The 1,006-nt window shown below is 67.1% G+C and carries 1 protein-coding gene; it reads left to right on the top strand.

All coding sequences use genetic code 11. The annotated features are described in order from the left end of the window. A partial coding sequence (locus AC1D1G_RS45510) for an ABC transporter substrate-binding protein (protein WP_477956973.1) occupies window positions 1-806 on the top strand: 806 nt, incomplete at its 5' end. Between the last annotated feature and the right edge of the window lie 200 nt (window positions 807-1,006).

Genomic DNA, 1,006 nt, shown 5'->3' with positions numbered 1-1,006 from the left:
ACAACGACCAGGACACGATCCTCGCGCTCGGCGGCACGCTGGCAGGCACGTTCGACTGGTACGGCGACTACCCCTACGGCGTGTGGCCGTGGGCGCAGGACCTCCTCGGCGACGCGCAGCCCGAGATCGTGGGCACGGCGTCGACCAACATCGATTTCGAGAAGGTCGCGACGGTCGCCCCGGATCTGGTGGTCGGTACCTACTCCGGCCTCACCCAGGCCCAGTACGACAAGCTGAGCGCCATCGCGCCGGCGGTCGCGCAGCCCAAGGAGTTCGCCGACTTCGGCGTCCCGTGGCAGGACCAGACGAGGATTCTCGGCGAGACGCTCGGCAAGAAGGACAAGGCTGCCGAGCTCGTGTCCTCCGTCGAGACGCAGTTCGACGACGTCCGGGCCGCCAACCCGGCGTTCGCGGGAAAGACCGTCCTCGTCGGCGCGCTCAAGGGTCCCGGGCAATTCGGTGTGTACGGTCCGGAGGACCCGAAGGTCCGCTTCTTCACCGAACTCGGCTTCGTCAATCCCGCTGTGACGGAGCAGATCACCGGCAACTTCGCCGAGATCAGCACGGAGCAGCTGTCGCTCGCGAACGTCGATCTCCTCGTCTGGTACGCGGGCGGCGGTTACGGCGACAAGCTGCGCGCGGAACTCGACAAGACACCGATCTATCAGGAACTCGACGTGGTGAAGGCCGGCCGCACGATCACGCTCGAGGACGCCGCTGCCGAGGCGATGGCGTGGAGCACCGTATTGAGCCTGCCGTACGCGTTGAACGAGATCCCGCCGCGGGTCGCGCCCCTGCTCGTCTGAGACGCGGATGTCCGACGGTGTGAGCCCGGTTCGTGATACCAACGACTCGTGACCGCGATTCCTGAACTCCACGCCGGAACTCCTTTCGACGACCTCGACGACTACCTCGCGCTCGGCCGCGTCGGCGGCCTCGCGCTGTCCGCGGACGGGCGAAGGCTGGTCGTCGCGCAGTCGACGCTCGACGAGAAGGCGACGAAGTA

It is taken from the genome of Rhodococcus sp. P3_B8 (genome assembly GCF_056402775.1).
The sequence above is the reverse complement of the archived record's forward strand: the minus strand, read 5'-3'. Positions and strand labels throughout refer to the sequence as shown.